We start from the raw sequence: 25,528 nt of genomic DNA, 5'->3' as shown, positions 1-25,528 counted from the left end.
CTACCAGCCCAAGCCGAGATGCAACGGCAGGTAGACCGCCATCCCCGCCAGCATCGTCCCCAGCACGCCGCGCCGCCAGAAGAAATAGGCGGTGCCGGCCACGGCGCCGTAAAGCCTGGCGTCATGCAGGGTCGAGGTCAGATGGCCTTGCGTCATCACGATCTCGGGAACAATCACCGCGGCGAGCGCGGCCGCGGGTGCATAGTGCAACGCCCGATGCGCCCATTCCGGCAGGCCCCAGGGGCGGTCGAGGATGAAGAAGAAGCAGCGCGTCAGCACCGTGACGCCGGCCATGCCGACGATCACGCCGAGCGTCCACAGATCGGTCTGGCCCCCGCCCAGGTTCGCCAGGTTCACTTGTCGTCCTCCGCGTCAGGGTCGAGTCCGAATTGCTTCTCCAGCCAGAAGCACAGCAGCACCGCCACGCCGATGCCGGCGACGATGTTGAGCTTGAGCGGCAATGCATACGCCGCCACCGCGGTGACACCCGCGATCAGCACGGCCAGTATGCGCAGACGCGTCGTGGCCATCGAGCACACGATCGCGACCAGGCTCAGCACACCGGCGAAGCCCAGGCCCCAGGTCGGCGGAATCATGTTCGCCAGGAAGATGCCGAGAAGGCTCAGGCCCATCCACGAAACCCAGGTCACGCAATAGTTGCCGGTGAGGTAGGCCTCCTGCCCGCGCTGCTCGGCCTCGGACTCGGGCGGGCGCGCGTACTTGCGGGTGAACAGCGCATAGCTCATGTCGGCGGTGAGGTAGCCGTGCGTCATGCGGCGCCAGCGCGGCATGTGCATGAGGTAGGGCCGCAGATGCAAGCTGAAGACCACGAAACGCAGATTGACGCAGAAGCTCGTGGCCAGGATCACCCAGGCCGGGGCGCCCGCGATCAGCAGTGGAATGGCCGCGAGTTGCGAGCTTCCGGCGTAGACGAGGACCGTCATCGCGATCGACTCGAACAGGCTCATGCCCGCCTGGAGCATTGCCACACCGGTCATGAGGCCCCAGGCGCCGATGCCGAGGGCGACCGGCAGCATGTCGCGCAGGCCCTCGCGGAACTCCGGCTGACGGCGGATGGATTTTGAGAGGAACATCAGCCGAAAACCTGCCCGGGCTTCACATCGAAGCCGCGCAGGAATTCGGCGACAGGTAGGCGCTTGCCACCGGCACGCTGCAGTTCGGAAATGACGACGACGGAATCCTTGGCGGCGACGAGGATGCCGGTGGACGAGACCGCGAGGACCGTGCCCGGCGGCTCGTCGGCAGCCTCGCCTCGGGCCTCCGCCGCCCAGAGCTTGACGGTCTCGCCATCCAGCGTGCTGCTCGCACCGGGGAAAGGATCGAAGGCTCGGATGCGACGCACGATCGTGGCCGCATCCAGCGACCACGCCACCTGCGCCTCGCTCTTCTCGACCTTGTGCGCGTAGGTCACGCCTTCAGACGGCTGGGGCTCGGCGTGGAGCGTTCCGGCGTCGGCCTGCTTCAAGGCTTCCACGATCAGGCGACCGCCCATTGCAGCGAGCCGGTCGTGCAGCCGCGCGGTCGTGTCGTCGCCGATGGGGGTCGATTCGCGCAGCAGCATGTCGCCGGTGTCGAGGCCGGCGTCCATCTGCATGATGGTGACGCCGGTCTCGGCATCGCCCGCCTCGATCGCCCGATGGATCGGCGCAGCGCCGCGCCATCGCGGCAGCAGGCTCGCGTGAATGTTGAGGCAGCCGAGCCGCGGCGCATCCAGCACCCACTGGGGAAGGATGAGCCCGTAAGCGGCGACGACCATCACGTCGGCTTTCGCGCAGGCGACGGCATCGCGCGCTGCCGAGGCATCGTCGGGATACTTGCCGTCGAGCCGCAGGCTGCGCGGCTGCGCTACCGGCCAACCGCGGCTGACCGCGAACTGCTTGACCGGCGAAGCTTGCAGTTTCATGCCGCGGCCCGCCGGGCGGTCGGGCTGGGTCAACGTCAGGACGATCTCGAACCCGGGCTCCGCTGCAATCGCCTCCAGCGCGACGCGGGCGAAGTCGGGCGTACCCGCGAACGCGACCTTCATGTGGCGCTCACCGGCCGACGCCGATCTGGTCTCGGAAAAACTCGTCGCCGACGTTGTAGTGATCGACCACGCCGTCCGGACTGACGTAGATATAGAGAAGGCGCCGTTGATTGATGTGCTTGTAGCGCCAACTCCACACGTTGCCGTCGAAGGAGGTCACGCGCGTGATTTCGTAAGGCCGCCCGTAGGTGCGCAGTATGTCGGCCTCTCGCCAGACACCGGGCTTGATGGTGCTGCCGAACAGTCCTTCGAAAAGCTCCTGCCGCACGGAAACGACTTTTCCGCTCGCGTCCACGTCGATGTTGGACACCTCGAATCCCATCGGCGCGCGCGAGTATTGCAACCGTTCACCGCCATCCGGCAAGGGATAGGTCGCCGTGGGCGTGCCCACTTGCTGCAGCACCTGGGCCCGCGGCGTTCCCAATGCAGTCCGTGTCGGATCGCTTGCGCAACCGGCCAAGGCCGTCGTCAATGCTGCGGCCAATAGCCATCGACGATTCATGATCAACGCCGCCCTTCGCGCTGGTCGAGCTTCTGGTCTTCGCGTTGCTGCTTGAGCAACTTGCTCTTGATGCGATTGCGCTTCAAGGGCGACAGATATTCGACGAACACCTTGCCGAGCAGGTGATCGAGTTCATGCTGGATGCAGACAGCCAGCAGGCCTTCGGCCTCGATGGTCTGCAACTCGCCCTCGGTGTCGAGCGCCGTCACGCGCACCGCGGTGGAACGCTCGACTCCGTCGTAGATGCCCGGCACGGACAGGCAGCCTTCTTCGTTGATGATCTTGTCGTCGCTGGCCCAGACGATCTCCGGGTTGATCAGGACGACAGGCTTGTCGCGTTCTTCCGACACGTCGATCACGACCAGGCGCTCATGCACATCGATCTGCGTGGCGGCGAGGCCGATGCCGTTGGCGTCGTACATCGTCTCCAGCATGTCGGCGACCAGGGTCTTGATGCGGGCATCGACACCCTGCACCGGTTTGGCCACCGTATGCAACCGCGCATCGGGGTAACTCAAAATGGTTCGTTTTGCCATGAAAGCGAGGAAAAGTTGTCGCTATTTTCGCCATTTCCGCGACGCGCGAATGTGAGACGGGGGATATACATTGCCCAATCTAGGGCTTCAGCGCAAAATTCGTAGCAAATTGTGAGGATTCGTACGTTCTGCGTGGCGCAGTGTGTGCACACCATCAACCATGAATAAATTCCGAATCAACGAACACCTGCGTCCCAGCCTTTTCGCCACCTTGACAGCCCTCGCCGCCATCGGCACGGGCGTCACGACGGCTTCCGCGCAAACCTATCCGATCACACCGCAACAGCGCGCCACCGCCCAGCAAACCGCCCAGGCCGGAATTCCGGTCAGCGAGCTGGCCCCCAATGCGCCCGACGAATACACCGTCAAGCCCGGCGACACGCTCTGGGCGATTTCCCGTCTCTACCTGCGCAGTCCGTGGCGCTGGCCCGAGCTCTGGGGCATGAATATCAGCGAGATCTCGAACCCGCATCGGATCTACCCGGGCCAGGTGCTTTATCTCGACAAGACCGGCGGCCGTGCCCGTCTGAGCACACGCCGTGGCGGCGCCCCCAATGGGACCGTCAAACTGTCGCCGCGCACACGGTACGAATCGCTGTCGGGCATGGCGCTGCCGACGCTCAATCCGAGCCTGATCGAGCCTTACCTGAGCGAGCCGATCATCATCGACCAGGACACGCTCAACACTGCGCCGCACATCGTGGCCGGCAACGACAGCCGCGTGCTCCTGGCCCGCGGCGACCGTGCCTATGCACTGGGCGACGCCAATTCGGCACTGATCGAGCAGCCCGGCCCGATCCAGACCTTCCGTATCTTCCGCAACGCGACGCCGCTGAACGACCCCGCCACGGGCGAACTCCTCGGCTATGAAGCGGCGTACCTCGGCAGGGCGCAGCTCATGCGCAGTCAATCGATCGAAGGCCAACTGGTCGAGGGCAAGGAAGTCACGAATGTCGTCCCGGCGACCATCGACATCGTTGCGGCACGCGAGGAAATGCGCGCCGGCGACCGTCTCCTGCCGGAGCCGCAACGCCAGCTGATGAGCTATGCACCGCGCGCACCGGAACAGGTGATCAACGGGCGCATCGTCTCGGTGTACGGCAATGCCGTGCAGTACGTGGCGCAGAACCAGGTGGTGGTGATCAACAAGGGCACACGCGACGGCATCGAAGCCGGTCATGTGCTTGCGATCCTCAAGAACGGCGAAACCGTCGTCGATCGCGCGTCCAACACCACCTACTCCGGAAAGCAAGTCGTGAAGCTGCCGAATGAGCGCATCGGCCTGCTGATGGTGTTCCGCCCATTCGAAAAGGCCTCCTACGCATTGGTGCTCGAGATCAGCGACGCGCCGAAGCCGGGCGACCTGCTGGTCAACCCCTGATGGTCGCTTTGCTTTCGCGTGGAGCGTGAAGAGCTAGCAAGCTGGCTGAGGCTATCGCTGACGCCGGGCATCGGCAGTACAGCGGGCCGGAGGCTGCTCGCGGCTTTCGGCCTGCCTGCCGAGGTCTTCCGGCAGACGCCGGGCGCGCTGCAGCAGGTCGCGACAGAGGCGCAAGTGCAAGCGCTGCTTCGGGAGCCGGCGGAACTGCCTGCGCTCCTCGACAAGACGCTCGAATGGCTGCAGCACACCGACAGTCAAGGTGCGACCAGACGCATCCTGACCCTGGGCGATGCGGGCTATCCGGCGTCGCTGCTGGAAATGGCCGATCCGCCGTTGATGCTCTACCTGCTGGGCGCACCGCAATTCGACCTGACGCAACTCGATCGCAGCATTGCCATGGTTGGCAGCCGCAACCCCACGGCCCAGGGCGCGGAGAACGCGCGCGCTTTCGCGCGGGCCTTCGGCGAAGCGGGCATCACGGTTGTGTCCGGCCTCGCGCTGGGTGTCGATGGCGCTGCGCACACAGGCGCGCTGGAGGCGAGCGGCGGACCTGACCGGCTGGCAACCGTTGCGGTGGTGGGAACCGGGCTGGATCGCGTCTACCCTGCCCGGCATCGCGAACTCGCGCATCGCATCGCGGCCCAGGGCCTGATCGTGAGCGAGTATTCGTTAGGAACACCGCCGCTCAACCAGAACTTCCCCAAGCGCAATCGCATCATCGCCGGCCTGTCGCGCGGCACGCTGGTGGTGGAGGCTGCCCTTCGATCGGGCTCGCTGATCACTGCACGGCTCGCGGCGGAACAGGGCAGGGAGGTGTTCGCGATACCGGGGTCGATCCATTCACCGCAGTCGCGCGGCTGCCATGCGCTCATCCGACAGGGCGCGAAGCTGGTCGAGTCCGTTGGCGATGTGCTCGAAGAATTGCGCTTCGATGCATCGCCGGCGCCTTCATCCGGGACATCCCCCCAGCCAACGCTTCACGCGGAACCTGCGGACGGTGGCGAATCCGGTCTGCTGGGCGAAATGGGCTTCGATCCGGTGAGCCTCGATGCGCTCTGCGCCCGCACAGGCTACAGCGCTGCGGAGCTTCAGGCTCGATTGCTCGAACTTGAACTGGACGGGCGCGTCGCCCGCCTGCCTGGAGGGTTGTTCCAGCGCGTCGCCGCTGCTTGAGCCGCTGGGCTGCCTGCATGTCGTCGTGTTGACGCAACTTTTGAGAGCCCGGGTGGGCTATATTGAACCCATGTTCGAAGTGCTTGTGTTTGTCTACGAAAACTACTGGCGCGGCGACGCGTGCCCCGAGCCCGAGCAATTGGGGCGCAAGCTCAGCGCGCAAGGCTTCGATGCCGAAGAGATCCGCGATGCGCTGCAATGGCTCGACGGACTGAGTCTCGCGACCCAGGGTATCCAACTCAGCAGGCATGCCGACAGGGCCACCGCCACCGTGAGCATTCGAAGCCGGAGCGATGACGTGATGGCCCCGTCCCCGGGATCGATTCGGGTCTATTCGAGCGTCGAGCAGACGCACATCGGCGCCGAATGCCTGGGCTTCATCAGCTTTCTGGAATCGGCCGGCGTCCTGCCTGCCGGCATGCGCGAGATCGTGATCGAACGCGCGATGGCGACCCCAAGCGAGCCACTGTCGCTCGACGAACTCAAGATCATCGTGCTGATGGTGCATTGGAGCACCGGCGTCGAGCCCGATGCGCTGGTGCTTGACGAACTGTGCGACGACAGTAGTTCACGCGTGGCGCATTGACTGAGCTCGCCCCCAGGTTGCCCGCACTTCGTGTCGGGCGCCCACCCCCTACCGGGGGCAACACCAGCGGCCCGGCCAAGCCGGTTCCGCGGTGTTTCACGAACGGGGCTGACTTCGTCGGCCGCGGGCGGAACCGCTAGTTCAGTAGGCGTTCGGGGTTGGCGTCTAGCTTGGCCAGGGCTTCGCGGGTTGCGCGTACCGTCAGCGTTTCTTCTTCTGCCGGCACCAACAGGCCTGCTTGGAGGTAAGACGCTAGCCTTCCGACCTGGATCAGGAAGCTGCGACCGTCGCTGGAGGCGAAGAGGTGCAGTTGCTTGCGGTCGCTGCGCCAGACGAATTGGACCTGGCTCACGCGGTCGTTGTGGTCGAGCATGAACCAGTTGCCGACCTGGAGTTCGTGCGCCCAGGCGAGCATGTCCTCGCTGACCTTGGTGCCGGTGTCGGGCACCACCTCGATCGAGGCGGCGTCGACGCCGAGCAGGAGTTCGATGCTCGCGGCGTCCAGGGGCAGGTCGGTCGCACTTTCGTCGGATACGAAATCTTCAAGGTTGGCGAGCCGCTTGGCCATGGCCTCGATCTTTGCCTGCGGGATGGCTTCGGTCTTCGACATGAAGGCATCGGACAGGGTCGCGCCGATGGTCTTGATGTGCGCTTCCTGGGGGTCACCGACGATGCCCAGCAGCGTCATGCCCTGGCGCAGGCGCTGGAGCAGCTTGGGAAGATCCTGGATCACGCGGGTGCGGTCGTTGCGGTTCGGCTTGGCGCTTGCGGCCCACACAAGATCGGAGGCGGAGCGCTTCAGTGTCACCGTCTGCTCGTCCTGCGGCCCGTAGCGCAGGGCCGCGATGGCCAGCACTTCGGCCCAGACCTTGAACAGGAATTCGCGGATCTCCTCGCGTACCGGCATGTCGTTGAGCATCTTGCGCAACTCGATGGTGTACTGGATCGCCATCGTCTCCTTCTGCTCGACCTGCTGTGCCACGCTCATCACCTTCTGGGTGGTGTCGCTCTGCGTGAGGTACTTGTTGAGGAAGGCGACGAATTCGTCGAACACCAGCTTGAACACGCGCTGGCCGGTTTCCGGATATTGCTCGATCACCTGCACGACACGGCGGATCTCGCCTTCCAAGGCGCTGCCGGAAATGGCGGCCGCGTCGAAGCCCATCACGCACGAACCCATGCGGTCGATCAACATGCGGGCCGGATGCTGCAGGGTGCCGAAGAACTCGGGCTCGGCGATGGCCACGCGCAGGACGGGCATCTGGAGCCGCGCGAACCACACACGCGCCGAGAAAGGAATGCGCTCCTCGGCGAGGATGGCCTGGAACATCAGCGCCACGATCTCCACGGTCGCCTTGTCCGCCGTCGTCGGCGCCTTCTTCTTCAGCTCGGTGCTGCGCCGCCGAAGCTCGTTCGAGGCGTTGTGAACGGCAGCGGCCTGATCGCCCACGACGTACTGCGAGGACGCGACTTGGTAGGCTGCTTCCGCATCTGCGATGGCCGCAGCGAAGGCCGGTGCGCCGCCGCCGACGCCGCCGCCCATGGCGCCGACCCCGCCGCCACCCACCATTTCGCCCCCGGCCGCCAGGCGCTGCTGCGCGATGTCACCGCCGATGCGAGCCGTCACGAATCGCTTGAGATTGAGCAGGACGCCCTGCGCGCGCTGACGGGCCATCAGCAGCGGCGAGCCGCCGGTCACGAGCATCGTGTCGCCGCCGGGCAGTCCCTGCCCGCTTGCACCGCGGCCCATGCCGACACCGATCGCGGCCGGCGCGAAACTCCCTGGCGGTGCGCCGAAGCCGCCACGCACGGGCTGGGCTTGTTGTTGCCCCGCAATACCCATCGGCGCGCTGGCGGCATGAGCGAAGCTGCCGCCAAGAGCGGCGGCGCCCGAACTGACCGAGCCTGTTCGCCGGACAAAGCTCTTGAGGTCGATCTCGGGCATCACGTCCTTCCCGACGAGGAAGGCGTTGGCATCCTTGTAGGCCTTGACGACGGTATCGACCATGTGCGACTGCACCTGATCCTGGACCTTGCCCCACAGTTCGCGGCTCAAACCCACGGCCAGCCATTTGTCGACCAGCACCTTGGCCAAGGCCTCGGGTTTCAGGATGTCCTTGGCATCGAGCTCATGGGTCCCTTCCAGGTGCTGGATCCGCAAGCGCAGGTCATTGAGTTCGAAATTGGCCTTGTCCTGGATGGACTGCGCGAGTCGCGACGAAAGGATCCCGGTTTCGACCACTTCGTCGCCAATCAACTCGAGGCGCGAGAGGGAATTGGACGCCGTTCCGGTCGGGCTGCTGCTGGCCAGCGCCTTTCGCCAGGCGGCCTGCGACTCCTTGACCCAGTTCGACCCGTTCGCCTGGAACGCCAGGAATCCGTCGCGGTTCTCCTGCATGTCGCGCGCATTACCGACTTGTGCAGCCAGCGCAACCAGCCGCTCCCGGATCGCATGGGCCACCGGCTCGATCACCCCCTCGGTGGCGGCAACGAAAAGCTCGCGCGTTTCGCGGGAAAGTTGGAGGGAAGAAGCGTGGGACCGCGTGGGCATGGATGAACAGGACGGCAATTAATTCGATTGGGCAATCACGCGAGCTTGCATCGGGAAACGTAACCGCACAAGAGCCGGCAATGCTCGGCAACCCCAACGCAACACACGTGCCGGGCCGAAAAGTTGACAGCTCACACGGTTGCGCCGGCATTCGGATCGTCCGGGTCCCCTTCCCGCTTGATCGGCCCCTTCACCAGATCCTCGCGCTTCACGCCCAGCCACATGGCAATGGCGGCCGCCACGAAGGCTGACGAATAAATGCCGAACAGAATCCCGATGGTCAGCGCCAGCGCAAAGTAGTGCAGCGTGGGACCGCCGAAGAAGAACATCGAGAGCACCACGAGCTGGGTCGAACCGTGGGTGATGATGGTTCGGCTGATGGTCGACGTGATCGCGTTGTCGATGACCTCGCGGGTGGTCATCTTGCGATAACGACGGAAGTTCTCGCGGACCCGGTCAAAAATGACCACGGACTCGTTGACCGAGTAGCCCAGCACCGCCAGCACCGCCGCAAGCACCGCCAGCGAGAACTCCCACTGGAAGAAGGCGAAGAAGCCCAGGATGATCACCACATCGTGCAGGTTGGCCAGCACGGTCGCGAGGGCGAACTTCCATTCGAAGCGGAAGGCCAGGTAGATCATGATGCCGACCACCACCATGCCCAGCGCCTTGAGGCCGTTGGTGGTCAACTCTTCGCCGACCTGCGGCCCGACGAATTCGGTGCCGCGCAGCGTTGCCGACGGATCGACCGCCTTGAGGGCGTCCATGACCTGGGTGCTCTGCTGGGCCGAGGTCTGGCCCTTTTGCACCGGCAGGCGGATCTGGACGTCGCGCGAGGTGCCGAAGTTCTGCACCTGCACGTCCGCGTAGCCGAGCTTGGAGATGGTCTCGCGCACCTTTCCGACGTCGACCGACTGCTGGTAGGCGACCTCCATCACCGTGCCGCCCGTGAACTCCACCGACAGATGCAGGCCGCGATGGAGCAGGAAGAACACCGCCAGCAAGAAGGTGATGAGGGAGATCGCGTTCAGCACCAGCGCGTGGCGCATGAACGGGATGGTCCTGTGGATTCGGAAGAACTCCATTTTCTGTCTCTCTTATTTCGCGTCGGGCACGACCTGATTGCCCGGCTTCCAGACGGTGCCGATCGACAGGGTCTTGAGCTTCTTCTTGCTGCCGTACCAGAAGTTGACGAGCCCGCGCGAGAAGAACACGGCGGAGAACATCGATGTGACGATGCCGATGCAATGCACGACGGCGAAGCCGCGGATCGGTCCTGAACCGAAGGCCAGCAGGGCAATGCCCGCGATCAGCGTGGTCACGTTGGAGTCGAGAATCGTGCCCCACGCGCGGTCATAGCCCGAATGGATCGCCGCCTGCGGCGTGGCCCCGCCGCGCAGTTCCTCGCGGATCCGTTCATTGATCAGCACGTTGGAGTCGATCGCCACGCCGATCGCGAGCGCCATGGCCGCGATACCGGGCAAGGTCAGCGTGGCCTGCAGCATCGAAAGGACCGCCACCAGCAACAACAGGTTGACCGCCAGTGCGATCGACGAGAACACGCCGAAGAGCGCGTAGTAGAGGCACATGAACACCATGATGGCGATGAAGCCGTACATCACGCTGTCGAAGCCCTTCTTGATGTTGTCGGCGCCCAGGCTCGGACCGATCGTGCGTTCCTGGATGATCTCCATCGGCGCAGCGAGCGAACCGGCGCGCAGCAGCAGCGCGAGGTCGTTGGCTTCGACGACGCTCATCGAACCCGAGATCTGGAAGCGGTTGCCCAGTTCGCCGTTGATCGAGGGCGCCGTCAGCACTTCGCCCTTGCCCTTTTCGAAGATCAGCATCGCCATGCGCTTGCGATAGTTCTCGCGGCTGACGTCGCGCATGATGCGGCCGCCCTTCGCGTCCATCGTCAGGTCGACCTTGGGTTGCTGCGTCTGCGAGTCGAAGCCGGGTTGCGCATCGGTGAGGTTCTCGCCCGTCACCAGCACCTGCTTCTTGACGATCACGGCGCGGCCCTGGCGATCGAGGAATTTCTCGGAGCCGAAAGGCACCGGCCCCGTGCCCATTTCGGCCGCGCGGCCCTCGGCGCTCTCGTCGACGAGGCGCATTTCGAGGGTGGCGGTGCGGCCCAGGATGTCCTTGGCCTTGGCCGTGTCCTGCACGCCGGGCAACTGCACCACGATGCGGTCCAGCCCCTGCTGCTGGATCACCGGTTCGGCCACGCCGAGCTCATTGATCCGGTTGTGCAGCGTCGTGATGTTCTGCTTGAGCGCCGCGTCCTGCAGGCGCCGCGCGGCCTCCGGCTTGATGGAGGCGACAAGCTTGAAGTCGGTGCCTTCCTGGCTCTCGACCGTCGTGAGATCGGGGAACTGGTCCTGCAACAGGGCCTTGGCCGCTTGCAGACCGGCGGTGTCGCGGAATCGCATGTCGATGGTCTGGTCGACGCGCGTGACCGACGTGCCGCGCACGCTCTTGTCGCGCAGCCCCGTCCGAATGTCACTCGCGAAGGATTCGGCCTTCTTGTCCATGGCGCCCTTCATGTCGACCTGCAGCAGGAAGTCGACACCACCACGAAGGTCGAGGCCCAGATACATCGGAAAGGCGTGCAGCGCCGATAGCCAGGACGGCGAGCGCGAAAGCAGGTTGAGCGCGACGACGTAGGGCGGCTCGCTCGGATCCGGCACCAGCGCGTGCTGGAGGACGTCCCGCGCCTTGAGCTGGTCGTCGGTGTTGGTGAAACGCGCACGCACGGAAGTGGCGTCGAGCGTCAACAGGTCGGGCGCGAGGCCGGCGGCCTTGAGCGCCTCCGCGACCCGGGTCTGGGTGCTGGCGTCGACCTTGACGGTCGACTTGGCCGCCGACACCTGCACCGCAGGCGCCTCGCCGAAGAAATTGGGCAGGGCGTAAATCAGCCCCACGAGCAGCACGATCACGATGATCGCGTACTTCCAGACCGGATATCTGTTCATGTTTTTACTCGCCCCCAGGTTGGCTCACTTCGTGTAGCCGCCCACCCCCTACCGGGGGCGCTACATGCGGCGCATGGGAAATAAAGTCACTGCTCATGAATTTCGGCCGGCAAAGCCAGGCCCGTTGGTGAAACACCGCGGAACCGGCTTTGCCGGGCCGCTGGTGTTGCCCCCGGTAGGGGGTGGGCGGCTACACGAAGTGAGCCAACCTGGGGGCGAGCCATTACTTGATTGCGCCCTTGGGCAGGACCTGGACGACGGCGCTGCGCTGGATCTGCACTTCGATGCCCTTGGCAATTTCGATGGTCAGGTACTGCTCGCCGATCTGGGTGATCTTGCCGAGGATGCCGCCGGACGTCGCGACCTCATCGCCCTTGGCGAGGGCCTCGATCATGGCGCGGGCTTCTTTCTGGCGCTTCATCTGCGGACGGATCATGACGAAGTACAGCACCACGAACATGAGGACCAGCGGCAGCATGCTGCCGAGCGAGGACATCATGTCGCCGCCTCCGGCAGCGGGTGCGGTCTGGGCGAAAGCAGAGGAAATGAACAAGGGAGTCTCCAGCAGAGGGAAGAAATAAGAGCGCCGGCCTCCAATACAAGAGGTCCCGCGGGTCCGCAGCAGTGCGAAAACCAGCCGCGCAGCGCGGCCCGGCCGCGCACAGCACCGAGCATTGTATTCGGCGGCACCCGACCCGCCGGGGGGAACCTGGCGAGGCGATCAAGGGCATTCAGCCCAGCGGCTGGAGGCCGCTCGTGACGCTCAGGCAGCGGCCTTGACGGCCTGCGGATTGCGCCACTTGGCCATCAGGTCGGCCCAGCGGACGCGGGCGGCGGCCAAATGACGGTCCTTCACGTGGCCGTAGCCGCGAATCTGCTCGGGCAGGCTCGCAATCTCGACGGCTGCCGCATGGTTCGCGGCGTTCAGGCTGGTGAGCACTTCGTCGATGCTCGCGCGGTATTCGCCGATCAGGGCGCGCTCGGTCTTGCGCTCGTCGGTGCGACCGAAGATGTCCAATGCCGTTCCGCGCAGGCCCTTCAACTTTGCGAGCAGCCGGAAGCCGGTCAGCATCGCGGGGCCGAACTTCTGCTTTTGCAACTCGCCCTTGGCGTTCCTCTTGGCGATGATGGGCGGCGCGAGGTGGTAGTTGAGCTTGAAATCCTTGCCCATCTGGCCCTCGAACATTCCTTCGACGCGTTCGAGGAAGCTGCGGTCGGTGTGCAGGCGGGCGACTTCGTACTCGTCCTTGTAAGCCATCAGCTTGAACAGATAGCGCGCGACGGCTTCGCTCAGGCTGGTCTTGCCCAGCGCCGATTCCGCCTTCTGCACCTTGGCGATGTACGTCTTGTACTGTTCAGCGTAGGCCGCGTTCTGGTAGCCGGTCAGGAATTCGACGCGGCGCGCCACCAGGGTGTCGATCGACTCGCGCTTCTTGAATTCGATGATCTGGCCCGGCTGGACGCGCTTTTGCAGTTCCACCGGCCGTTGCGCGGCCTGGCGGCCCCACTCGAAGGCCGCCTTGTTGTTGTCGACGGCCACGGCGTTGAGTTCGATCGCCCGCATCAGCGAAGCGAGTTCGAGCGGAATCCACCCCTTCTGCCAGGCGTAGCCCAGGATCATCGGGTTGACGTAGATGCTGTCGCCCATGAGCGAGGTCGCGGCGGCGTCGGCATCGAATGCACCAACCGCATCGACGCCGACCGCACGGGCGATCTCGGCGGCGCAGGTGTCCTGCGGGTTCTGCCAGTTGGCGTTGCGCACGAAGGCCGCCGTCGGACTGCTGTGGCTGTTGAGGGCCACGTGCGTGCGCCCTTCGCGCATGCGCGCCGTCGTTTCGGCATTGACGCTGACCAGCGGGTCGCAGGCCAGGATCAGGTCGGCCGCCGCCGTGCCGACGCGCGTGGTGCGGATGTCGTCCTGCGTGTCGCCGATCAGCACGTGGCTCCAGGTGGCGCCGCCCTTTTGAGCGAGGCCCGCCGCATCCTGCGTGACGATGCCCTTGCCTTCGATGTGCGCGGCCATGCCGAGCAACTGTCCGATGGTGATCACGCCGGTGCCACCGACGCCCGCCACCACGATGCCCCAGACCTGTCCGCCAGCGAGCGAGGGAATCGCCGGCTCTGTCAGTGCACCGAGTTCGACCGGCGACGAGCCCTTGGTCTTCGACTTCTTCTTGAGCTTGCTGCCCTCGACGGTGACGAAGCTCGGGCAGAAGCCTTTGAGGCAGCTCATGTCCTTGTTGCAGGTGCTCTGGTTGATCGTGCGCTTGCGGCCGAACTCGGTTTCGAGGGGCTCGACCGACAGGCAGTTGCTCTGCACGCTGCAGTCGCCGCAGCCTTCACAGACCAGTTCGTTGATGACGACGCGCTTGGCCGGATCGACGGCCGTGCCGCGCTTGCGGCGACGGCGCTTTTCGGTCGCACAGGTCTGGTCATAGATGATGGCCGTCGTGCCCTTGATCTCGCGGAACTCGCGCTGGATCTCGTCCAGTTCGTCGCGATGACGCACCTTGACGTTCTCGCCGGGCACGTTCACGCCCTCGTATTTCTCGGGCTCGTCGGTGACCACGACCACCTTGACCGCACCTTCGGCATGCAGGCTTTCGGCAATCTGCAGCACCGAATGACCTTCCGGCCGCTCGCCGACCTGCTGGCCACCGGTCATGGCGACCGCGTCGTTGTAGAGGATCTTGTAGGTGATGTTCACCCCGGCGGCGATGCTCTGGCGGATCGCCAGAAGGCCACTGTGGAAGTAGGTGCCGTCGCCCAGGTTGGCGAAGATGTGCTGGTCCGTCGTGAAAGGTTGCTGGCCGACCCACGGCACGCCCTCGCCGCCCATCTGCGTGAAGCCGATGGTCGAACGGTCCATCCAGGTGGCCATGAAGTGGCAGCCGATGCCGGCCATGGCGCGCGAACCTTCGGGCACCACGGTGCTGGTGTTGTGCGGGCAGCCCGAGCAGAACCAGGGCTGGCGCGTCGCGTCGGCCACGCCGATCGTCTGCGGCGCCGCCATGGCGCGCTCCTTGGCTTCGAGAATCGCGAGTTGCGCGTCGATGCGCGCAGCCATGTCCGCGCCCGCGGCGGCGAGGATGCCGGTCTTCTTGAGACGCTGGGCAATGGCCTTGGCGATCAGCGCAGGGTTCAGGTCGGCATTGGCGCGCAGCAGCGTGTGCGCGGTCGGATTGGGCATCGACCATTCGCCGCCCGAATAGCCTTCGGCCTGATGCACTTCGCCTTCGTCGAACTTGCCGACCACGTTGGGCCGCACATCAGGGCGCCAGTTATAGAGCTCTTCCTTGAGCTGGTATTCGATGACCTGGCGCTTTTCCTCGACCACGAGGATCTCCTGCAGGCCGGTGGCGAAGGCGCGCGTGAGTTGCGCCTCCAGCGGCCACACCACCGCCACCTTGTGCAACCGGATGCCGAGTTGGCGGCAGGCCGCATCGTCCAGGCCCAGGTCGATCAGCGCCTGGCGGGTGTCGTTGAAGGCTTTGCCGCTGGCCATGATGCCGAAGCGGTCGTTCGGCCCTTCGATCACGTTGTGGTTGAGGCGGTTCGCGCGGATGTAGGCGAGCGCGGCGTACCACTTGTAGTGCATCAGCCGCGCTTCCTGCTCCAGCGCATGGTCGGGCCAGCGGATGTGCAAGCCGCCGGGCGGCATCTGGAAGTCGGTGGGCGTCACGATCTCGACGCGCTCGGGATCGATCATCGCCGTGGCGCTCGATTCGACGATCTCCTGGATCGTCTTCATGCCCGACCAGATGCCGGCGAAACGGCTCATCGCGAAGGCGTGGATGCCGAGGTCCAGGATGTCCTGCACGTTCGCCGGGAAGAACACGGGCGTGCCGCACGCCTTGAAGATGTGGTCGCTCTGGTGCGCCGCGGTCGAACTCTTGGAGATGTGGTCGTCACCGGCCACCGCGATAACGCCGCCCCAGGCGGTGGTCCCGGCCATGTTGGCGTGCTTGAAGACGTCGGAGCAACGGTCCACGCCGGGGCCCTTGCCGTACCAGATGCCGAAGACGCCGTCGAACTTGTTGGTGCCGGCCGGTGAGAAGCCGAGTTGCTGCGTGCCCCATAGCGCGGTGGCCGCCAGCTCTTCGTTCACGCCCGGCTGGAAGACGATGTTCTGTTCCTTGAGGAACTTGCTGGCCTTCCAGAGCGCCTGGTCGTAGCCGCCGAGCGGCGAGCCGCGATAGCCGCTGATGAAGCCCGCCGTGTTCTTGCCCTGCTGCTGGTCGCGCAAGCGCTGCAGCATCGGCAGCTTGACCAGGGCCTGCACGCCGCTCATGAAAGCGCGGCCGTAATCGAGTGAATATTTGTCGTCGAGCGTGACCGTTTCCAGGGCCTTGCGAATGTGCTCGGGCAGCGGTGCATTCATCGTGTTTGTCTCCAGTGTCCAGTGGGCTGAGCCTTGTGGGCGTGGCTTGCGAGGCATCCGGGTCGGATTCCCCTCGGCCATCATCACGCAAAGTGTATGCCTGCTCCAGCGACAGGTGTTTGCGTTCTTTGCCCGTTAGACACCGCATTTTGAAAGGAGCTTGCTTAAAATCAGCATAAATGGAAAGCATTGACAAGTTCGACCTCGCCATCCTGCAAGAACTGCAGGCCGATGGGCGGCTCACCAATGCCGAGCTTGCGCAACGCGTGGGCCTGTCGGCCGCGCCGTGCTGGCGCCGCGTCCGGGCGCTGGAGGAAGCCGGCTTCATCAAGGGCTACCACGCGGAGATCGACCGGCACAAGATCGGGCTGGGCGTGCTCGCCTTTGTGCGCGTGGACGCCGAACGCACCGCCGGCGACGTCACACGCAAGCTCGAAGACGCGATCCGCAAGCTTCCGGAAGTGATCTCGTGCCACTACATCAGCGGCACCGGTACTTTCGAGCTGCAGGTGGTTTCGCAGGACCTGGACACCTTCTCGCGCTTCGCCCTGCAGCATCTGCTCAACCTGCCCAACGTGAAAGACATTCACACCAGCTTCTCGCTCGGCGAGGTCAAGGCGAGCCATGCGCTGCCGCTTGCCCACCTTGATCCCAAGGCGGCGCGCTGAAGGACGACAGGCGCGCCACCTGACAATAAGCCCGATGCCACCGATATCGCCCCAGGAGACAATCACCGCCCGCGCGCAACCAGCGCGCGTCGGCCCGCTCGAACCGCTCGGGCTCCCCGTGTTCCGCATGCTGTGGAGCACCTGGCTGATCGCCAACATCTGCATGTGGATGAACGATGTGGCAGCGGCCTGGATGATGACGTCGCTCACGACGTCGCCGATGTGGGTCGCGCTGGTGCAGTCGGCCTCGACCCTTCCGGTGTTTCTCCTCGGCCTGCCCAGCGGCGCGCTCGCAGACATCCTGGATCGGCGGCGCTGGCTTGTCGCGACGCAATTCTGGCTCGCGGGCACCGCGATCGCGTTGTGCGTGGCCGTCGTGCTCGACGTGATCAACGCGCCGCTGCTGCTGGCGCTGACTTTCGCCAACGGCATCGGCCTGGCGATGCGCTGGCCGGTGTTCTCGGCCATCGTGCCCGAACTGGTACAGCGCACGCACCTGCCGGCGGCGCTCGGTCTCAACGGCATCGCAATGAACGCCTCGCGCATCGTCGGCCCGCTGCTCGCCGGCACGCTGATCGCGAGCGCGGGGACCGTATGGGTGTTCGGGCTCAACGCTGTGCTGTGCGTGGCGTCGGGCTTCGTCGTGCTGCGCTGGCGGCGCGAGCACACGCCCAATCCGCTGGGCCGCGAAAAGCTGATCAGCGCGATGCGCGTGGGCGTGCAGTTCGTGCGTCAGTCGCAGCGCATGCGCGCGGTGCTCACGCGCGTTGCGGTTTCCTTCCTGCACTCCACGGCACTGCTCGCACTGTTGCCGCTGCTGGCGCGCAACCTGCACGGCGGCGGGGCCGGCACATTCACGCTGCTGCTCGCGTCCATGGGCGCGGGTGCCATCGTGGCGGTGCTGTTCCTGCCGCGTCTGCGGCAGGCGATGCTGCGCGACCAACTGGTGCTTCGCGGCACGCTGCTGCAGTCGGGTGCGGCCGCGATCATGGCCTTCGCGCCCAACGCCTGGGTGGCCGTGCCCGCGATGTTCCTCTGCGGCATGGCCTGGATCACGGTGGCCAACTCGCTCTCGGTGTCGGCGCAGCTTGCGCTGCCCGACTGGGTGCGCGCGCGCGGCATGTCGATGTACCAGATGGCGATCATGGGGGCGAGCGCCTTCGGCGCCGCACTCTGGGGCCAGGTGGCGGAGCTCACGTCGCTCTATGTCAGCCTGGGCATCGGCGCCGCCAGCGGGACGCTGTGCATGCTGCTGGTGCTGCGCTACGTGACCGACGGCACCGGCGAGGAGGACGACACCAGTCCCGCCAAGCAGGGCTGGGCCACGGGTCCGCCGAACAGCGCGCCGGGCGAGCAGGGACGCGTGGTGATCACGGTCGAATACCTCATCGACCCGGCTCGCGCGGCCTCTTTCCTGCTCGTGATGCACCAGACGCGCCGCGCCCGCCTGAGCCAGGGCGCGATCGCATGGGAACTGCTGCACGACATCGCAGACCCGCAGCGCTACGTCGAGCAGATCGTCGACGAGTCATGGACGGAGCATCTGCGGCGATTTCACCGCGCGACGGCGGCGGACATCGCGCTGCGCGAGCGGCGGCTGGCGTTTCATCAGGGCGAGTCGCTGCCCGTCGTCACGCGCTACATCAGCCACCGGTAAGGGCCTGCCCCCAGGCTGCGCGCAATGCCTAATGAAAGAAGAGCAACCGCGTCAGGAAAGTGTGGCCGGCCTCCGCGAACATCAGCCCGACCAGCACCAGCAAGGCAAGCGGCGGCAGCAGGATGGCGTAGACCAGCGCCAGCCTCTCCCACGCCATGTGCATGAAGACCGCGACGATCAGCCCCGCCTTCAGCAGCATGAAGATGATGATCAGGCTCCATCGAAGATAACCCTGGAAGTGGAAGTAGTCGACCAGGTACGACATCGTGCTCAGCACGAACAGCAGCCCCCAGATCTTCAGGTAGAGGCTGATCGGATGTTGTTGGCCCGTGCCTGTAGTCATGGTCGACCTCACCAGAGATAGAACAGCGCGAAGATGAACACCCACACCAGATCCACGAAGTGCCAGTACAGGCCCGCGATCTCGACGATCTGGTAGTTGCCGGTCTTGTCGTAGTCGCCGCGGATCAGCTTGAATGCGACGGTGAACAGGTAGATCACACCGGCCGTCACGTGCAGACCGTGGAAGCCGGTGATCATGAAGAACGCCGAGCCGAACTGCGCCGCACCCATCGGATTGCCCCAGGGCCGCACGCCTTCGTGGAGGATGAGCTTGGACCATTCGAAGGCCTGCATGCCGACGAAGAGTTCGCCGAAGGTCGCGGTGACGATCATCAACGTGGCCGCGTTGATGCGGTCGCGGCGATAGGCGCAGTTGACGGCCATCGCCATCGTGCCGCTGCTGCTGATGAGCACGAAGGTCATGATGGCAATGAGCAACAGCGGCACGTCGGCACCGCCGACATTGAGGCCGAAAACCTCGCTCGGATTCGGCCAGGTCGCGGTGGTCGACACCCGCACCGTCATGTAGCCGGTGAGGAAGCAGCTGAAGACGAAGGTGTCGCTCAGCAGGAAGATCCACATCATCGCCTTGCCCCACGAGACGTGGAAGGCCTGGCGATCGGAAGACCAGTCGGCGATCAGCCCCCGCCAGCCGCTCACGGCGACGGTCGGGGCCGAAGACGAGGGAGCGATGGTCGCAGTGGTCATTGGATAACCTCCGTGCTTCGCACTGCGGTGCGAGCTTGCTTGGGGCGGCCCGGCGCGGCGCTCATGGTTACTCCTTCACGCCGTGCCGCAGATAAAGCGCGCCACCTCCGGCGTCACCCAGCCCAGCAAGGCGAACAGCACCAGCCAGACCGCCAGCATGAAGTGCCAGTAGCGCGCGCACAGTGCGATGCGCCATGCTGAACCGAAGGGGCTGTCCCAGGCGGTCCGCATCGTCCAGGCCCAGCCGGCCAGGCCGCCGATCAGATGGAGTCCGTGCATCGCGGTCAGCAGATAGAAGAAGCTTCCCGCAGGATTGCCGGCGGGCATCACTTGCGCACGCCACAGTGTGTCCCATGCCCACAACTGCACGGCGATGAATGCCAGCGCGAAGAGGCCCCCGGCAAGCAGCAGCCGGTGCGTCCGCCTCAGCGCCGCGCCGCGTGCCGCCGCGGTGGCCCGCTGCAACGTCACGCTGCCGGCAACGAGCAGCGAAGTGCTGAGCCACAACTGCCATGGCAGCGCGAGCGTCACGGCATCATCGCTGTTCATTCGAATCAGGTACGCCATCGCGAAAAGCGAGAACAGCGCGGTCGCAACGCCCATGAACACCCACAGCCCGATGCTCGCCGCGCCGCCGTGTGCGTCGCGAGGTCCGCCGCCACGATCGACGCCTCTGGCCGCCAGTGTCGCGGTCATGCCGGTGCTCCCTGGGCGCTGCCCTTGCCGTGGGGTTCGGGCTCCACGCCACCGGCCTCGGGGGGCGCATTCTGCGCAATGAAGTCTTCCTTCGCGCCCGGCACGCCATAGGCGTAGGCCCAGCGATAGGCCACCGGCAGCCGCGGCCCCCAGTTGCCATGGCCCGGCGGCGTGGTGGGCGTCTGCCATTCGAGCGATGCAGCCCGCCAGGGATTGGAAGTCGCAGGCCGGCCTCGCCAGAAGCTCCAGGCGAGATTGAACACGAACAGCAACTGCGCCACGCCCACGATCAGCGCCACCACCGTGATGAAGGTGTTGAGCGTGAAGGCTGATTGCGGAATGAACTTGTAGCCGTCGAAGTTGTAGTAGCGCCGCGGCATGCCCAGGACGCCGAGGTAGTGCATCGGGAAATAGATCAGGTAGGTGCCGATGAAGGTGATCCAGAAGTGCAACTGCCCGATCCGGTCGTCCAGCATGCGGCCGGTGATCTTGGGATACCAGTGGTAGATGCCGCCGAACACCACCAGCAGTGGCGCGACGCCCATGACCATGTGGAAGTGCGCCACCACGAAATAGGTGCCCGAGAGTGGAATGTCCACGCTCACGTTGCCGAGGAAGAGCCCCGTGAGTCCGCCGATTGCAAAGGTGCAGACGAAAGCCAGCGCGAAGAGCATCGGCACCGACAGATGGATGTCGCCGCGCCACAGCGTCAGCAGCCAGTTGTAGACCTTGATCGCGGTCGGCACCGCGATGATCAGCGTGGTGGTCGCGAAGAAGAAGCCGAAATACGGATTCATGCCGCTCACGAACATGTGGTGCGCCCACACGACCACGCTGAGTGCACCGATGGCGACGATGGCCCAGACCATCATGCGGTAGCCGAAGATGCACTTGCGCGCGTGCACGCTGATCAGGTCGGACACGATCCCGAAGGCGGGCAGCGCCACGATGTAGACCTCCGGATGCCCGAAGAACCAGAACAGGTGCTGGAACAGCAGAGGGCTGCCGCCCTTGTAGTTGGTCACCTGCCCCATCGATACCAGCGCCGGCATGAAGAAGCTGGTGCCCAGCGTGCGGTCGAGCAGCAGCATCACGCCGCTGACGAACAGTGCCGGAAAGCCCAGCAGCGCAAGGATGGTCGCGACGAAGATGCCCCAGACGGTCAACGGCATGCGCATCAGCGTCATTCCTTCGCAGCGCGCCTGCAGCACGGTGGTGACGTAGTTCAGGCCGCCCATCGTGGTCGCCACGATGAAAATGATGAGCGACACCAGCATCAGCTCGATGCCCCCGTCGTAGCCGGGCGTCCCTTGCAGGATCGACTGCGGCGGATACAGCGTCCAGCCCGCACCGGTCGGCCCGCCGGGGATGAAGAAGCTCACCATCAACACCACGACCGAGAGCAGGTACACCCAGAAGCTCAGCATGTTGAGATAGGGGAACACCATGTCGCGCGCCCCCACCATCAACGGGATCATGTAGTTGCCGAAACCGCCGAGGAAGAGCGCGGTGAGCAGGTAGATCACCATGATCATTCCGTGCATCGTCACGAACTGGTAGTAGCGCTCTGGGTTGATGAACTCGAACACGCCCGGGAAGCCCAGTTGCAGGCGCATCAGGTTGGAAAGCACCACCCCCACGAGCCCCACCGCGATGGCGGTGCAGGCGTACTGGACCGCGATCACCTTGTGGTCCTGGCTCCAGACATAGCGCGTCAGGAAAGTCAGCGGCCGGTGGTGTTCGGAAGCGTCATCCTGGGGCAAGACATTGGCGTGGTTCATCGCTGCGCCTTCTGTTCGGTTGCAGCCTGCGCCGGCGGGCTGCCGAGACTCTGGATATAGGCCACCAGCGCGGCCAGTTCTTCATCGCTCACGTCCAGCTTGGGCATGACCGGCGCGAAGCCCTTGACCTGTCGGGCCTGCGGATCGCGGATGAAGCTGCGCAAGTAGTTCTCGTCGACCAGTGCGGTGGAACCGTCCGCCATCGTCTCGGTCTTGCCGTAGAGGCCCTTCCAGGTCGGTCCCACGCGCGGCGTGCCGTCGATGGTGTGGCAGGCCACGCAGCCCTTGGATTCCGCGAGCGCCCGCCCCTGCTCGACGCGCGCGCCGGCACCCGCCGCACCTTCGGCCGGTGAGACGGCCGGCGCCTTGACCTGCGTCTTCGCGAAGGTCGGCTGCGCCGCCAGCCAGGCGTTGAAGCTGGCCTCGTCTTCCACCACCACGAAGCCGCGCATGTTGGGATGCCCGACGCCGCAGAGCTGCGCGCAGAGCGCCTCGTAGCGACCCGCCAAGGTCGGCGTGAACCAGAAGCGGCTGACCTGGCCCGGCACCGTGTTCATCCGCGCGCGGAATGGCGGCACGAAGAAGTCATGCAGCACGTCGTGCGAGCGCGCCAGCACCAGCACCGGCTTGCCGAGCGGCAAGTGCACCTCGTTGGCTGCGACCAGGATGTCGTCCTGTCCGGCCGGATCATCCGGGTCGAGCCCGAACGGATTGCCTCCCTTGACGAAACGCGCGTCGGTCGCGCCGAACTTGCCGTCCGCACCCGGGAGGCGGAAGTGCCATTGCCATTGCTGCCCCAGCACTTCGAGCTCCATCGCGTCGTGCGGCGACCTCACGTAGTTGGCGTAAACCACCAGGCCGGGCGCCAGCAGCGCCATGATGCCGACGGAGGTGCCGCCGATCAGCCAGCGCTCCAGTTTCTTGTTTTCGGGTTCATGCGCCGCGCGTCGGCCATCGCGATGCCGGAAACGCAGCAGTGTGTAGACAACGAAGAGATTGATCGCGACGAAGAAGATGCCCGTGATCACCAGCGTGATGGTCAGGGTGTCGTCCATCGCTTGCCAGTTGGATGCCAGGGGCGTGGTCCACCATGGGTTGAGCCAATGGAACAGCACGGAGCCGACGACGATGAGCAGCAGAGCGACAGCCATGATCATGGGCGGTACCTCGACTCGTCATAGGCATCGCGCCATTCAAGCGCGCTGCTAGCGGAACGCCGGGACCTGCAACTCCTCGCCCTCGAAAAGGGCTTCGGGATGCGCAGTCCGCAACAGCGTTTCGACGTCTTGCGCGCGCGAACGCGGCAAGTCCACCATCAGCAGGATCCAGCCCTGGGCCAACGCGCCTTCGAAGCGACGAAGCCGGGGGCTCGGGATCGAGATGCCGATCATGCTGGCCGACCATGCGCCGACCACGCCGCCCAGGACGCCCAGCACCACGGCCAGCTCCCATTCGGGATCGTCGCCCAGGACCGGAAACATCAACGCGGCGATCAGKCCGACGACCATGCCGCAGGCGCTGCCGACCACCCATCCTGTCTTGGCCGCGTGAACGAGGTCCGAGGTCTGCCACACGTTCGCCGCGTGAAGGCCCGTCGTGTCAGTGTCTTCCGAGCCGGCGAAATGAATGTGCGCAACGTCGACGCGCGCCTGCACGAGATCATGCATCGCTCGCCTGGCGCTCGCCAGATCCGGCATCAGCCAGTAAATGCGTCTCCTCATGGCACCCTCCTTTCCGTCTTGCGACGATAAGGAACCATGACGACTTATATGCTCAAGGAGCGTGGTTATCAAGTCGGCGCCCGCCGACTCTTCATCCCAACGGAAGAAGAAGGCGCAGGACGCCCGTGGTCGTCACGAGGCTGCCCGGGTTGTGGGTCTCCTCCAGCACGCCGCTCAGGCGGTTCATGATGCTTTCGCTATGGCGCGCTCGCCGGATGAGGAGGTCGGCCAGCCACGGATGGTTGTTGATGCGATTGGCCTGCTCGTAGGCCGCGAAGCGCGGCTTCAGCGCACCGAGCGCGGATTCGTAGCGAGCGCGCGCTTCGCCATCGTCCAGGCCTTCGTCGCGATGCGCCTCGATCGCTGCTGCGGCGAGCATGCCGGTCTCCAGCGCCTTGCCGATGCCTTCGCCGGTGAAGAGATAGGTGCTGCCCGCCGCCTCGCCCGCCACGAGGAGTCCGGGACGCGACCAGCGCGCGCCGTCGAGCGAGCAGCGCAAGGGCGCGCCCTTGAGTGGTCCAAGCGATACGCCGCCTGCCATCAGGTCGCGGGCCGGCCCATGGACGCGGGTGAAGGCATCGAAAAGATCGCGCAGGTTGACGTCGTTCTGGCCGATGACGCCGACGCCGATGTTGAACACGCCCTCGGCACACGGAAAGATCCAGCCGTAGCCGCGCCGCAGCGCACGGTGCCACACGACGTCGAGACTCGTCAGCCGATCGGTCATGGCGTGGTTCTTTACATAGCCGCGAAGCGCGATGCCGCTCGGCGCGCGTCGCTCGCACACGCCGGCCGCGGTCAACGGCCCGGATGCCGCGCCGGTCGCCAGCACCGTCCAGCGCGCGCGCACGGCGTGCGGGACGCCGCCTGCCAGCGTGAAGCGCGCACCGGCCACCCGCTCATCGGCATCGAGAAGCGGTGCCTCGAAGCGCGCCGGCGCGAGCCAGCGCGCACCGGACGTGAGCGCGGACTGGCGAAGGATGTCGTCCAGATCGCGGCGCGGCAGCACGGCCAGCCGCGCCGGCACCTCGACCCTTCCGCCGCGCGGGCCGACACAGCCGACGTGCCTCGCGCTCCGGGCGCGCGCCAGCACTTCGTCCAGCACCCCGAGCCTTGCGAGCGCGCGGTGTGCGTCGGGAATCAGCCCGTCGCCGCAGACCTTGTCGCGCGGAAACTCATGCTGGTCGGCGAGCACGACATCGAAACCCGCGCGCGCGAGCATCTGCGCACACGCGCTGCCGGACGGCCCGGCGCCGACAACGAGCACGTCGCAGGACGACGTGGCTGCTTCCGCGATGGCCGGCTCAGCCGCCGCTGCCATAGGGCCGGGTGAGGATCTCGAGGAAGTGGCCATCCGGGTCGCTCCAGTAGAAGCCTCGGCCGCCGTCGCCGTGGTTGATCTCGCTGGGCCGGTGTTGACCTGGATCGGCCCAGTAAGTGATCCCATGCGCGCGAATGCGGCCGAATATCTCGTCGAACTCGCTTTCGCTCACGAGGAAGGCGTAGTGCTGCGAGTCGACCTCGCCGTCGACCTGCATGAAATCCAGCGTGACGCCGTTGTCGATCTGCACGCCGAGGAACGGGCCGTACCGGACCGGCGCGCCGCGCCCGAGCAGTTCCGCCAGCAACTCCGCGGACGCGCGCGGATCGCGGGCCTTGACGATCGTGTGATTCAGCTGGATGGGCATGTTGCTTCTCCCGGCAAGATCGCAAATAGTACGGTTGCCATCCCGTTTGTGGGAAGTGCAGGGGAATGATGAGGTGACCCCATGAGCGCCGCGCCGGGCCGCCCCAAGCAAGCTCGCACCGCAGTGCGCAGCACG

At 65.4% G+C, this 25,528-nt stretch carries 23 protein-coding genes; 5 read left to right on the top strand and 18 right to left on the bottom strand.

What is annotated here, in order from left to right; all coding sequences use genetic code 11:
- From AC1DN9_RS10750 to def, 5 genes are read right to left on the bottom strand one after another with little or no spacing between them, the layout of a single operon-like run.
- On the bottom strand, positions 1-357 hold the full coding sequence (locus tag AC1DN9_RS10750; protein ID WP_478099892.1) for an AzlD domain-containing protein: 357 nt from the start codon (positions 355-357) through the stop codon (positions 1-3).
- Positions 354-1,094: an AzlC family ABC transporter permease gene (locus tag AC1DN9_RS10745; RefSeq protein WP_478099890.1), complete on the bottom strand. Its 741-nt coding sequence runs from the start codon at positions 1,092-1,094 to the stop codon at positions 354-356. Before AC1DN9_RS10745 ends, AC1DN9_RS10750 begins: the two co-directional genes overlap by 4 nt.
- Positions 1,094-2,047: a methionyl-tRNA formyltransferase gene (fmt, locus tag AC1DN9_RS10740; protein WP_478099888.1), complete on the bottom strand. Its 954-nt coding sequence runs from the start codon at positions 2,045-2,047 to the stop codon at positions 1,094-1,096. Before fmt ends, AC1DN9_RS10745 begins: the two co-directional genes overlap by 1 nt.
- A 7-nt stretch (positions 2,048-2,054) precedes the next feature.
- A complete protein-coding gene (locus tag AC1DN9_RS10735; RefSeq protein WP_478099886.1) occupies positions 2,055-2,549 on the bottom strand; it encodes a hypothetical protein in 495 nt (164 codons plus the stop codon).
- 2 nt (positions 2,550-2,551) lie between these two features.
- Entirely contained in the window at positions 2,552-3,085 is a 534-nt protein-coding gene (gene def / locus AC1DN9_RS10730; protein ID WP_478099884.1) for a peptide deformylase, read from the bottom strand.
- 160 nt (positions 3,086-3,245) lie between these two features.
- On the opposite strand from def, the gene AC1DN9_RS10725 reads away from it, so the two are divergent.
- From AC1DN9_RS10725 to AC1DN9_RS10715, 3 genes are all read left to right on the top strand, one after another.
- Positions 3,246-4,466 carry a LysM peptidoglycan-binding domain-containing protein gene (locus tag AC1DN9_RS10725; RefSeq protein WP_478099882.1) on the top strand — a complete coding sequence of 407 codons (1,221 nt, stop codon included), beginning with the start codon at positions 3,246-3,248 and terminating at the stop codon, positions 4,464-4,466.
- Positions 4,467-4,484: 18 nt separating this feature from the next.
- On the top strand, positions 4,485-5,639 hold the full coding sequence (gene dprA, locus AC1DN9_RS10720; protein WP_478099880.1) for a DNA-processing protein DprA: 1,155 nt from the start codon (positions 4,485-4,487) through the stop codon (positions 5,637-5,639).
- A 70-nt stretch (positions 5,640-5,709) separates the two neighbouring features.
- Positions 5,710-6,225, top strand: coding sequence for a Smg family protein (locus AC1DN9_RS10715; RefSeq protein ID WP_478099878.1), 516 nt, complete (start codon positions 5,710-5,712; stop codon positions 6,223-6,225).
- 136 nt (positions 6,226-6,361) lie between these two features.
- Here AC1DN9_RS10715 and AC1DN9_RS10710 read toward each other — a convergent pair whose 3' ends face one another.
- The 5 genes from AC1DN9_RS10710 to AC1DN9_RS10690 form a co-directional block, all read right to left on the bottom strand.
- A complete protein-coding gene (locus tag AC1DN9_RS10710) occupies positions 6,362-8,776 on the bottom strand; it encodes a DUF1631 family protein (RefSeq protein ID WP_478099876.1) in 2,415 nt (804 codons plus the stop codon).
- 131 nt (positions 8,777-8,907) lie between these two features.
- Positions 8,908-9,861, bottom strand: coding sequence for a protein translocase subunit SecF (gene secF / locus AC1DN9_RS10705; RefSeq protein WP_478099874.1), 954 nt, complete (start codon positions 9,859-9,861; stop codon positions 8,908-8,910).
- A 12-nt stretch (positions 9,862-9,873) separates the two neighbouring features.
- The gene (secD, locus tag AC1DN9_RS10700) at positions 9,874-11,751 is read right to left on the bottom strand and encodes a protein translocase subunit SecD (RefSeq protein WP_478099872.1); all 1,878 of its coding nucleotides are present in this window, start codon (positions 11,749-11,751) and stop codon (positions 9,874-9,876) included.
- A 223-nt stretch (positions 11,752-11,974) separates the two neighbouring features.
- Positions 11,975-12,304 carry a preprotein translocase subunit YajC gene (gene yajC / locus AC1DN9_RS10695; protein WP_478099870.1) on the bottom strand — a complete coding sequence of 110 codons (330 nt, stop codon included), beginning with the start codon at positions 12,302-12,304 and terminating at the stop codon, positions 11,975-11,977.
- Positions 12,305-12,514: 210 nt separating this feature from the next.
- Positions 12,515-16,132: an indolepyruvate ferredoxin oxidoreductase family protein gene (locus AC1DN9_RS10690; protein WP_478099868.1), complete on the bottom strand. Its 3,618-nt coding sequence runs from the start codon at positions 16,130-16,132 to the stop codon at positions 12,515-12,517.
- 179 nt (positions 16,133-16,311) lie between these two features.
- On the opposite strand from AC1DN9_RS10690, the gene AC1DN9_RS10685 reads away from it, so the two are divergent.
- Together AC1DN9_RS10685 and AC1DN9_RS10680 are read left to right on the top strand one after the other, a co-directional pair.
- On the top strand, positions 16,312-16,800 hold the full coding sequence (locus AC1DN9_RS10685) for an Lrp/AsnC family transcriptional regulator (RefSeq protein WP_478099866.1): 489 nt from the start codon (positions 16,312-16,314) through the stop codon (positions 16,798-16,800).
- A 34-nt stretch (positions 16,801-16,834) separates the two neighbouring features.
- A complete protein-coding gene (locus tag AC1DN9_RS10680; protein ID WP_478099864.1) occupies positions 16,835-18,457 on the top strand; it encodes an MFS transporter in 1,623 nt (540 codons plus the stop codon).
- Between the two features lie 28 nt (positions 18,458-18,485).
- Here the strand turns inward: AC1DN9_RS10680 and AC1DN9_RS10675 are convergent, their stop codons facing one another.
- The 8 genes from AC1DN9_RS10675 to AC1DN9_RS10640 form a co-directional block, all read right to left on the bottom strand.
- Positions 18,486-18,800 carry a cytochrome C oxidase subunit IV family protein gene (locus tag AC1DN9_RS10675; protein ID WP_478099862.1) on the bottom strand — a complete coding sequence of 105 codons (315 nt, stop codon included), beginning with the start codon at positions 18,798-18,800 and terminating at the stop codon, positions 18,486-18,488.
- An 8-nt stretch (positions 18,801-18,808) separates the two neighbouring features.
- On the bottom strand, positions 18,809-19,507 hold the full coding sequence (locus AC1DN9_RS10670; protein WP_478099860.1) for a heme-copper oxidase subunit III family protein: 699 nt from the start codon (positions 19,505-19,507) through the stop codon (positions 18,809-18,811).
- 75 nt (positions 19,508-19,582) lie between these two features.
- Positions 19,583-20,203 (bottom strand): cytochrome c oxidase subunit 3 family protein, encoded by a 621-nt coding sequence (locus tag AC1DN9_RS10665; protein ID WP_478099858.1) that lies wholly within the window; start codon positions 20,201-20,203, stop codon positions 19,583-19,585.
- Positions 20,200-21,984 carry a cytochrome c oxidase subunit I gene (ctaD, locus tag AC1DN9_RS10660; RefSeq protein WP_478099857.1) on the bottom strand — a complete coding sequence of 595 codons (1,785 nt, stop codon included), beginning with the start codon at positions 21,982-21,984 and terminating at the stop codon, positions 20,200-20,202. The genes AC1DN9_RS10665 and ctaD overlap by 4 nt, the downstream gene beginning before the upstream one ends.
- Positions 21,981-23,141 carry a cytochrome c oxidase subunit II gene (locus AC1DN9_RS10655; RefSeq protein WP_478099856.1) on the bottom strand — a complete coding sequence of 387 codons (1,161 nt, stop codon included), beginning with the start codon at positions 23,139-23,141 and terminating at the stop codon, positions 21,981-21,983. Before AC1DN9_RS10655 ends, ctaD begins: the two co-directional genes overlap by 4 nt.
- A 48-nt stretch (positions 23,142-23,189) precedes the next feature.
- Positions 23,190-23,705, bottom strand: coding sequence for a DUF1269 domain-containing protein (locus AC1DN9_RS10650; protein WP_478099854.1), 516 nt, complete (start codon positions 23,703-23,705; stop codon positions 23,190-23,192).
- Positions 23,706-23,796: 91 nt separating this feature from the next.
- A complete protein-coding gene (locus tag AC1DN9_RS10645) occupies positions 23,797-25,026 on the bottom strand; it encodes an NAD(P)/FAD-dependent oxidoreductase (RefSeq protein ID WP_478099852.1) in 1,230 nt (409 codons plus the stop codon).
- Positions 25,010-25,393, bottom strand: coding sequence for a VOC family protein (locus AC1DN9_RS10640; protein ID WP_478099850.1), 384 nt, complete (start codon positions 25,391-25,393; stop codon positions 25,010-25,012). Before AC1DN9_RS10640 ends, AC1DN9_RS10645 begins: the two co-directional genes overlap by 17 nt.
- Between the last annotated feature and the right edge of the window lie 135 nt (positions 25,394-25,528).

The sequence above is a fragment of the Variovorax sp. 05L425 genome, assembly GCF_056397705.1.
This window is presented reverse-complemented; position numbering and strand designations above follow the sequence as displayed.

Bases quoted from the DNA above. Each gene is read 5' to 3' on its own strand.
- AC1DN9_RS10745 (WP_478099890.1), bottom strand. From the start codon at position 1,094: ATGTTCCTCTCAAAATCCATCCGCCGTCAGCCGGAGTTCCGCGAGGGC.
- fmt (WP_478099888.1), bottom strand. From the start codon at position 2,047: ATGAAGGTCGCGTTCGCGGGTACGCCCGACTTCGCCCGCGTCGCGCTG.
- AC1DN9_RS10735 (WP_478099886.1), bottom strand. From the start codon at position 2,549: ATGAATCGTCGATGGCTATTGGCCGCAGCATTGACGACGGCCTTGGCC.
- def (WP_478099884.1), bottom strand. From the start codon at position 3,085: ATGGCAAAACGAACCATTTTGAGTTACCCCGATGCGCGGTTGCATACG.
- AC1DN9_RS10725 (WP_478099882.1), top strand. From the start codon at position 3,246: ATGAATAAATTCCGAATCAACGAACACCTGCGTCCCAGCCTTTTCGCC.
- AC1DN9_RS10715 (WP_478099878.1), top strand. From the start codon at position 5,710: ATGTTCGAAGTGCTTGTGTTTGTCTACGAAAACTACTGGCGCGGCGAC.
- AC1DN9_RS10710 (WP_478099876.1), bottom strand. From the start codon at position 8,776: ATGCCCACGCGGTCCCACGCTTCTTCCCTCCAACTTTCCCGCGAAACG.
- secF (WP_478099874.1), bottom strand. From the start codon at position 9,861: ATGGAGTTCTTCCGAATCCACAGGACCATCCCGTTCATGCGCCACGCG.
- secD (WP_478099872.1), bottom strand. From the start codon at position 11,751: ATGAACAGATATCCGGTCTGGAAGTACGCGATCATCGTGATCGTGCTG.
- AC1DN9_RS10690 (WP_478099868.1), bottom strand. From the start codon at position 16,132: ATGAATGCACCGCTGCCCGAGCACATTCGCAAGGCCCTGGAAACGGTC.
- AC1DN9_RS10685 (WP_478099866.1), top strand. From the start codon at position 16,312: ATGGAAAGCATTGACAAGTTCGACCTCGCCATCCTGCAAGAACTGCAG.
- AC1DN9_RS10680 (WP_478099864.1), top strand. From the start codon at position 16,835: ATGCCACCGATATCGCCCCAGGAGACAATCACCGCCCGCGCGCAACCA.
- AC1DN9_RS10675 (WP_478099862.1), bottom strand. From the start codon at position 18,800: ATGACTACAGGCACGGGCCAACAACATCCGATCAGCCTCTACCTGAAG.
- AC1DN9_RS10670 (WP_478099860.1), bottom strand. From the start codon at position 19,507: ATGACCACTGCGACCATCGCTCCCTCGTCTTCGGCCCCGACCGTCGCC.
- AC1DN9_RS10665 (WP_478099858.1), bottom strand. From the start codon at position 20,203: ATGACCGCGACACTGGCGGCCAGAGGCGTCGATCGTGGCGGCGGACCT.
- ctaD (WP_478099857.1), bottom strand. From the start codon at position 21,984: ATGAACCACGCCAATGTCTTGCCCCAGGATGACGCTTCCGAACACCAC.
- AC1DN9_RS10655 (WP_478099856.1), bottom strand. From the start codon at position 23,141: ATGATCATGGCTGTCGCTCTGCTGCTCATCGTCGTCGGCTCCGTGCTG.
- AC1DN9_RS10645 (WP_478099852.1), bottom strand. From the start codon at position 25,026: ATGGCAGCGGCGGCTGAGCCGGCCATCGCGGAAGCAGCCACGTCGTCC.
- AC1DN9_RS10640 (WP_478099850.1), bottom strand. From the start codon at position 25,393: ATGCCCATCCAGCTGAATCACACGATCGTCAAGGCCCGCGATCCGCGC.